The organism is Aeromicrobium sp., from assembly GCF_036676885.1.
Lineage (GTDB): Bacteria > Actinomycetota > Actinomycetes > Propionibacteriales > Nocardioidaceae > Aeromicrobium.
In genome coordinates this window covers 1-8,066 of the sequence record NZ_JAKFCB010000276.1, presented here as the reverse complement: position 1 = coordinate 8,066, position 8,066 = coordinate 1, and the positions used below count along the sequence as shown (strand labels likewise).

Annotated in this window: 7 protein-coding genes and 1 pseudogene; 2 read left to right on the top strand and 6 right to left on the bottom strand. The window is 68.5% G+C overall.

All coding sequences use genetic code 11. From position 1 onward, the window contains the following. Together V6M46_RS12325 and V6M46_RS12320 are read right to left on the bottom strand one after the other, a co-directional pair. Positions 1–404 (bottom strand): annotated as a pseudogene (locus tag V6M46_RS12325) (iron ABC transporter permease); the annotation flags it as partial. A gap of 62 nt (positions 405–466) precedes the next feature. After that, a complete protein-coding gene (locus tag V6M46_RS12320; RefSeq protein ID WP_332665436.1) occupies positions 467–1,474 on the bottom strand; it encodes an iron ABC transporter substrate-binding protein in 1,008 nt (335 codons plus the stop codon). Positions 1,475–1,637: 163 nt separating this feature from the next. Between V6M46_RS12320 and V6M46_RS12315 the strand changes: the two genes are divergently transcribed. Then, positions 1,638–2,723 carry a Glu/Leu/Phe/Val dehydrogenase dimerization domain-containing protein gene (locus V6M46_RS12315; RefSeq protein ID WP_332665434.1) on the top strand — a complete coding sequence of 362 codons (1,086 nt, stop codon included), beginning with the start codon at positions 1,638–1,640 and terminating at the stop codon, positions 2,721–2,723. A gap of 78 nt (positions 2,724–2,801) precedes the next feature. Here V6M46_RS12315 and V6M46_RS12310 read toward each other — a convergent pair whose 3' ends face one another. From V6M46_RS12310 to V6M46_RS12295, 4 genes are all read right to left on the bottom strand, one after another. Beyond that, complete coding sequence (locus V6M46_RS12310) at positions 2,802–2,972, bottom strand: DUF3073 domain-containing protein (protein WP_332665431.1); 171 nt, start codon at positions 2,970–2,972, stop codon at positions 2,802–2,804. A 185-nt stretch (positions 2,973–3,157) separates the two neighbouring features. Beyond that, positions 3,158–4,213, bottom strand: a complete 1,056-nt coding sequence (gene purM, locus V6M46_RS12305) for a phosphoribosylformylglycinamidine cyclo-ligase (protein ID WP_332665429.1) — start codon at positions 4,211–4,213, stop codon at positions 3,158–3,160. After that, positions 4,213–5,703 carry an amidophosphoribosyltransferase gene (gene purF / locus V6M46_RS12300; protein WP_332665426.1) on the bottom strand — a complete coding sequence of 497 codons (1,491 nt, stop codon included), beginning with the start codon at positions 5,701–5,703 and terminating at the stop codon, positions 4,213–4,215. Before purF ends, purM begins: the two co-directional genes overlap by 1 nt. A 79-nt stretch (positions 5,704–5,782) precedes the next feature. Then, a complete protein-coding gene (locus V6M46_RS12295) occupies positions 5,783–6,250 on the bottom strand; it encodes a cupin domain-containing protein (protein ID WP_332665424.1) in 468 nt (155 codons plus the stop codon). 156 nt (positions 6,251–6,406) lie between these two features. Between V6M46_RS12295 and V6M46_RS12290 the strand changes: the two genes are divergently transcribed. Continuing rightward, entirely contained in the window at positions 6,407–7,972 is a 1,566-nt protein-coding gene (locus V6M46_RS12290; RefSeq protein ID WP_332665422.1) for a long-chain-fatty-acid--CoA ligase, read from the top strand. Positions 7,973–8,066: the final 94 nt, after the last annotated feature.

Below are 8,066 nucleotides of genomic sequence, written 5' to 3'. Positions count from 1 at the left end.
GGGTCGAGCCCGCGCAGCGATGCCACGGTCGGGAGGTAGACGAGCGGGAAGTACGACATCGTCACGATCACGAGCGCGCCGGCATACCCCTCGACGTCCGGCGTCAGCGAGGCCCAGCCGTAGCTGTTGACGAACGCCGGGACCGCGAGCGGGGCGACCGCGAGGACGTGCCACACGTTGCGCCCGGGCAGGTCCGTACGCTCGACGGCCCAGGCGCACCCGACGCCGAGGACCAGGCTCAGCAGGCAGCCGCCGACCACGAGCCGGACGGTGTTGTAGAGCAGCTCGCCGACCCGCGGGCGTACGAGCAGGCGCCACGCCTCGGCCGGGCCCAGCGACACCGCGTAGACCACGACGAACGCCAGCGGGATCAGTGCGAACGCGGCGACGACAACGGACAACACGACGAGGGAAGGCGGCGCCGAGCGCTGCCTTCCCCCCTGCCGTGGCGCAATGGTCGTGTCGATCAGAGGAATCCCGCGTCCTCCATCAGACCGATGACCTTCGGGCCGTTGAGCGACGAGAGGTCCACGGTTGGCGGCTGCAGCTCGGCGAGGGGCTTGACGCCCTGCCCGAGATCAACCTCGGGGTTGAGCGGGTACTCCAGCGCATAGCTCTTGGCGAGCTCGCGCTGTCCGTCGACACTGCTGAGGTAGGCGACGAACTTCTCGGCGTCGCTCTTGTGCTTGCTCGACTTCAGCACGCCTGCGCCCGAGACGCTGAGGAAGGCGCCCGGGTCCTGGTTGCCGAAGAAGTGCAGCTGGGAGTCCGAGCTGTTGTCGCCGGCCTCCTTCTGGTCGCGATACCAGTAGTAGTGGTAGATCACGCCGGCGTCGATCGTGCCGTCGTTGACGGACTTCAGCACGACGTTGTTGCCCTGGTAGACCGTGCCGTTGGCCTTGAGGCCGGCGAGCCAGTCCTTGGTCGCCTGTTCGCCCTTGAGCTCCAGGACCGCGCTGACGATGGCCTGGAAGTCGGCGCCGGTCGGTGAGAACGAGATGCGGCCCTTCCACTCCGGCTTGGCGAGGTCCATCAGCGAGGCCGGCAGGTCGGCGGGCTTGACCTTGTCGGTGTTGTAGACCATGACGGTCGAGCGAGCGGTGAATCCCATCCAGGCGCCGCTCGCGGGCACGTACTCTGCCGGCACCTGCGACCGCGTCTTGTCCGAGAGCTTGGCGAACTGGCCCTTGCTCTCGACCAGCGACATCGCCGGTGAGTTCTCGGTCAGGAACACATCGGCCGGAGATGCCGAACCCTCCTGGACGATCTGGTTGGCGAGCTCGAAGTCGCTGCCGTTGCGCAGCTTGACCTCGATGCCGGTCTTCTTGGTGAACGCGGGGGCCAGCTCGGCGAGGAGCTCCTCGTGCTGGGCGTTGTAGACCGTGATCGACGGCCCGTCGTCACCGCTCGAGCCACATCCACTCAGGCCGGCGAGGACCAGGCCGATCGCAACGGCCACGACAGATTTCTTCACGCGCACTCTCTTTCCTGCGAATCAGGTGTGCCTTACCTTATCGCGGCATGCTCCCACGTCGATCGCCGGGCGAGTAGAGTCAGCGCTGAGCCACACCACCCCGTGGCCCCACCGATGGAAGTGCCCACCAACGCACCTCCGCCATACAACAGAGAGCACTACCGTGACCGACTCCAGCACCAGGGCGCCGTCCGCATTCGGCAGCCACCACGAACAAGTCGTCTTCTGCCACGACGAGGCCTCCGGCCTCAAGGCCATCATCGCGATCTACTCCACCGCGCTCGGCCCGGCCCTCGGCGGCACGCGTTTCTACCCGTACGCCTCAGAGCAGGACGCGCTGACCGACGTCCTCAACCTCTCGCAGGGCATGGCCTACAAGAACGCACTGGCGGGCCTCGACCTCGGCGGCGGCAAGGCCGTCATCATCGGTGACCCGACCAAGATCAAGACCGAGGCGCTGCTGCGGGCCTACGGCCGCTTCGTCCAGACGCTCGGCGGTCGCTACTACACCGCGTGCGACGTCGGCACCTTCAGCCCCGACATGGACATCATCGCCCGTGAGTGCGACTTCGTGACGGGGCGGACCGTCGAGCACGGCGGCGCCGGCGACTCGTCGGTGCTCACCGCGTTCGGCGTCTACCAGGGCATGCGCGCCTCGGCGCAGCACCTCTGGGGCGACACCTCGCTCGCCGGCAAGCGCGTCGGCGTGGCCGGCGTCGGCAAGGTCGGCAAGCACCTCGTCGGCCACCTCGTCGAGGAGGACGCCCAGGTCGTCGTCACGGATGTCAACGCCGAGGCCGTCGCGGCGCTCAAGCAGACGTACCCGTCGATCACCTCGGTCGTCGACACCGACGCGCTCGTCCGCGAGCCGCTCGACATCTACGCACCGTGCGCCCTGGGCGGTGCGCTCAACGACGAGGTCGTCGAGGTCCTGACCGCGACGATCGTGTGCGGAGCGGCCAACAACCAGCTGGCGCACGAGGGCATCGAGAAGCGGCTCGACGAGCGCGGCATCACGTACGCCCCCGACTACTGCGTCAACTCCGGCGGCGTCATCCAGGTCGCCGACGAGCTCGAGGGCTTCGTGTTCGACCGGGCCAAGATGCGCGCCACGACGATCTATGACACGACGCTGGGCGTGCTCGAGCGGGCGAAGTCCGAGGGCGTACCGCCGTCGATCGCCGCCGACCGCATGGCCGAGCAGCGCATGCGCGAGGTCGGCCGCCTGCGCTCGGTCTGGCTCCCGTAGGGGTCGACCTGCACGAGGGGTTGGCTGTAATCCCGACCTTGCGGGTCGGTGAGCGCGAGAAGTGAGGGGCCCGGTCGCCTAGGAGGCGGCCGGGTCCTCGCGCTCCAGGTCGCGATACTGAGCAGGAATCGGTTCGCCCGACTCACCGTGGAGTTCGCGCTGCAGAGTGTTGAAGTCCGTATCAGGTGTGCGGTACTTCAAGTCGCGCGCAACTTTGGTCTGTTTGGCTTTCGCACGGCCGCGCCCCATGGGTCGACCCCCTCGCAGAAAAGTAGTCAGTATGTCGTACCTCAAGGGTACCCAAAGGTGACAACAAATCCGTCATCGACCCCCCGGAGGAGCGGCGGTTTACCAGGAGAACGTGGTAAAACGCCACTTACCCGGGCAAATTTGCCCGGAGAAGTGTTGGAGTACCAGGTTCTCCTGGTAAACCGTCAGGCGTGGGAGCCGCTCAGCGTGACGGTGCCGCCGTCGCCGTGGACACCAGCAGCGGCGACGTCGCCGGCGATCCAGGCGTCGATCCCCCGCTCAGCGAGGAGGCGTACGGCGGCGTCCGCGGCATCCGGCGCCACGAGGGCGACCATGCCGACGCCCATGTTGAGCGCCTGGTCGAGGTCGGCCTGCGCGACCCCGCCGAGCGAGCCGACGAGCCCGAACACCGGGTGTGGCGACCAGGTCGAGCGGTCGACGCGTACGGAGACGGTCTCGGGGACGACCCGAGCGAGGTTGGCCGCGAGCCCGCCGCCGGTGATGTGCGACATCGCGTGGACCTCGACGGCGTCGGCGAGCGCCAGGCAGGGCAGCGTGTAGAGACGGGTCGGCGTGAGCAGCTCCTCGCCGAGCGTACGACCGAAGTCGGGCACGTCGCGGTCGAGCTCCCAGCCGGCCTGTTCGAAGAACACGTGCCGCACCAGCGAGTAGCCGTTGGAGTGCAGCCCGCTCGACGCCATCGCGATGACCACGTCACCGGGGCGTACGAGCTCGGCGCCGAGCAGCTTGTCGGCCTCGACGACGCCGGTGGTCGAGCCGGCGATGTCGTACTCGTCGGGTGCCAGCAGCCCGGGGTGCTCGGCCGTCTCGCCGCCGAGCAGCGCCGTGCCACTCTCGGCGCAGGCCTGGGCGACACCCTTGACGATGTCGGCGATGCGCTCGGGCACGACCTTGCCGCACGCGATGTAGTCGGTCATGAACAACGGCTCTGCGCCGCACACCACGAGGTCGTCGACCAGCATGCCGACGAGGTCGAAGCCGATCGTGTCGTGCTTGTCCATGCGCTGCGCGATCTGCACCTTGGTGCCCACGCCGTCGGCGGAGGTCGCGAGCAGCGGTCGCGTGTATGCCTTGAGGGCCGAGGCGTCGAACAGGCCGGCGAAGCCGCCGATGCCGCCCACGACCTCGGGGCGGCGGGCCTTCTCGACCCACTCCTTCATGAGCTCGACCGCGCGGTCGCCCGCTTCGATCGAGACCCCTGCACTCGCGTAGGAGACCATCAGATGACCTCGAGCGGAAGGGTGTCCTGGACCTCGAGCAGGTGCTTGCCGATCAGGTCGTCCTCGGGCAGCGCCACGGGGTAGATCCCGTCGAAGCAGGCCCGGCAGAGATCGTCCTTGGGCACGTTGGTCGCCTCGACGAGCTGGTCGAGCGTGACGTACGCCAGCGAGTCCGCCCCGATCGAGCGGCAGATCTCGTCGACCGAGATGCCGTTGGCGATCAGCTCGGCCCGCGAGGCGAAGTCGATGCCGTAGAAGCAGGGCCACTTGACCGGAGGCGACGAGATGCGGACGTGCACCTCGGCGGCGCCGAACTCGCGGAGCATGCGTACGAGGGCGCGCTGCGTGTTGCCGCGGACGATCGAGTCGTCGACGACCACGAGCCGCTTGCCGGCGATGACGTCGCGCAGCGGGTTGAGCTTGAGCCGGATGCCGAGCTGGCGCAGGGTCTGCGACGGCTGGATGAAGGTACGGCCGACATAGGAGTTCTTGACCAGGCCGTGACCGAACGGGATGCCGCTCTCCTCGGCGTAGCCGATCGCCGCCGGGGTGCCGGACTCCGGCACCGGGATGACCAGGTCGGCGTCGACGGGGAACTCGCGGGCCAGGCGGCGGCCGATCTCGGCGCGCACCGAGAAGACGCGCTGGTCGGAGATCGTGGTGTCGGGGCGGGCGAGGTAGACGTACTCGAACACGCAGCCCTTGGGCTCGGCCTTGGCGAAGCGCTCGGTGCGCAGCCCGTTCTCGTCGATCGCGATGAACTCGCCGGGCTGGATCTCACGGATGAACGACGCACCGACGATGTCGAGGGCCGCGGTCTCGCTCGCGACGACCCAGCCGCGCTCGAGCCGGCCCAGCACCAGCGGACGGATGCCCTGGGCGTCGCGGGCGGCGTAGAGCGTGCCCTCGTCCATGAAGACCAGGGAGAAGGCACCGCGCAGCTTGGGCAGCACCTCGAGGGCGGCCTCCTCGACCGAGCGGTCGGGGTAGGACGACAGCAGCGTCGCCATGACCGAGGTGTCGGACGTCGCGGTCTCACCCTTGCTGGCGGCCTTGCCCGCCTCGAGGTCGCGCTCGTGCAGCAGCTCGAGGAGTTCGGCGGTGTTGGTCAGGTTGCCGTTGTGGCCGAGAGCCACCGAGCCGGCAGCCGTGGGGCGGAACGTCGGCTGCGCGTTGTGCCACACGCTGGAGCCGGTCGTGGAGTAGCGGGCGTGCCCGATCGCGATCTCGCCCTTGAGCGACTCGAGCGTGGCCTCGTCGAACACCTGGGAGACGAGTCCCATGTCCTTGTAGACGAGGATCTGGCGGCCGTTGCTGACCGCGATCCCGGCCGATTCCTGCCCGCGGTGCTGCAGGGCGTACAGGCCGAAGTAGGTGAGTTTGGCGACCTCTTCGCCGGGGGCCCAGACTCCGAAGACGCCACACGCGTCCTGGGGTCCGGCGTCCTGGGGATCGAGGTCGTGGGTCAGGCGTCCATCTCCGCGGGGCACGCTCCAAGTGTAGGGGCCGCAGCCCTTTCCGACCCAATGCCGCTCGTTCTGGAAGCGGGCATCGCGTCGATTCCGATCTTCAGAGATAGCTGTCGGGCACTGGCCCGAGCACCTCCATGTAGTTCCTGATCGCGATCTCGTCCAGAGCCGACGGCGTTGCGGTTCCTGCCGCCTCCGCAGCCGCCAGCTCTTCGAAGAACCCGACCATCGCCGCTGGCGTGAAGAGATTGAGCTTTCGACCGGGACCCTCGGAGGTCACCTTGAAGGTATGTGGAACGCCCCGGGGCACGTACACGAAGGCGCCCGGCGGGCAGAGATGCTGCTCGCCGTCGAGGAACATCAGGTATTCGCCTTCGAGGACGAAGAACGCTTCGGCCGCGTCACGATGACGATGAAGTGGCGGGCCGAATCCAGACGGCTCACCCTGGGTCTGCAACACGGCCAAGTCGCCCGACGTCTGGTCACCGTCAGCAAGCACGACCGCCTGGAAGTTCCCCAGGTCCAGCAAACGACCCTGATCGGCAAGGACGACAAATCCTCGGTCCATGTTCCAGAGTTACAGGCGTGCGGGCGGGTCAGCAATAGGCCAGAAGGACCCGGCGGCCGCTCCTACACTCATTTCCCGCCGTTGCAGCAGTTATCCACAGGTTCAGAGGCGGCCGCTACGCTGTCGTGATCCACGTCACGTCGTCGAGGGAGCATCATGCCGGTCGCCATCCCGCCCGCCACCTACCTGCCCGACTTCCTCGCGCATCGCGCGGCCGAGCGGCCCGGCAAACCGTGCTGGATCTTCGGCGAACGTACGTGGACGTGGGCCGAAGCCTGGGAGTCCGTACGCCGGACGGCCGGCGCGCTCCAGGCCGACGGCGTGGCCCGTGGTGACCGGGTCGCGATCCTCGACAAGAACAACCCGGCCGTGCTGCAGGTCATCCTGGGCGGCTGCCAGCTCGGCGCCGCCACGACGGTCGTCAACTGGCGCCTGGCCGGCGACGAGCTCGACTACGTGCTCAACGACTGCGCCGCCAAGGTCGTGCTCGTCGGCCACCAGCTGCTCGAGCAGTTCAACCTCGTGCGCGAACGGCTCGAGCACGTCGAGAAGGTCATCGTGGTCGGCGGCGAGCACGATGAGTTCGACGCGTGGCAGGCAGCAGGGAGGCCGACCGATCTGCAGCCCGGCGTACGCTCCGACGACGTCTGTGTCGTGATGTACAGCTCCGGCACGACCGGTCGCCCCAAGGGCGTGCAGCTCAGCCAGCACGCCATGGTCGAGCACAGCGTTAACGGGCTGGGCGATGCGACGTACGACGAGGGCGACATGATGCTCGTCGCGATGCCGATGTTCCACGTCGGCGGCACGTCGTACGCGCTGCAGGCTCCGGTCGTGGGCGCGACGGGCTACATCGTTCCCGAGGTCGACGGTGCGCTGCTGGCCGGCGGGATCATGGCCGGCTGCACGCATGCGTTCCTCGTGCCCGCCGTCGTCACAGCGCTGATCGCCGCAGGCCCACAGGTCATGGATCTGTTCGGCAAGCTCAAGTCCCTCGGATACGGTGCCGCGCCCATGCCGTTGCCGGTGCTCCGCGCCGTGATGGAGGCCTGGCCCGACACCGAGTTCCAGCAGGTCTACGGCATGACGGAGTTCGCCGGCGTCGTCACGGTCCTCACCGATGCCGCACACCGCGACGCCTCGCATCCGGAACGACTGGTGTCCGCCGGCCGGCCCGTGCCACACGCCGAGATGCGCATCGTCGACCCGGTGACGCTCCAGGACGTCCCCCAGGGCGGGTCCGGCGAGGCCTGGTTCCGTACGCCGCAGGCGACGAGCGGCTACCTCGGCCGTCCGGAGGCGACCGCCGAGCTCATCACGCCCGACGGCTGGGTGCGTACGGGTGACCTGGGCCGGGTCGACGAGGACGGCTACCTGTTCATCGAGGACCGGATCAAGGACATGATCATCACCGGCGGCGAGAACGTGTACTCGCCCGAGGTCGAGCGGGTCCTCGCCGAGCACCCGGCCATCCAGGAGCTCGCCGTCATCGGCGTTCCCGACGACACGTGGGGCGAGACCGTCAAGGCCGTCGTCGCGTTCAAGCCCGGCCAGGCGGTGCCGGCCGCCGAGCTCATCGCGTACGCCCGGGAGCGGCTCGCCGGCTACAAGACGCCGACGTCGATCGACGTCGTGGACGCCCTGCCGCGCAACCCGTCCGGCAAGATCCTCAAGCGCGACCTGCGCAAGCCGTACTGGGGCGACCGCGCCCGCCAAGTCTGACGAAGGGCGAGGAACCGCAGGAACGTGGCCCCGATCATCCAGGGGAGGGACCGGGGCCACGCCCGCCGCAAGCGTATCCCCGGTCCGGTGCCAC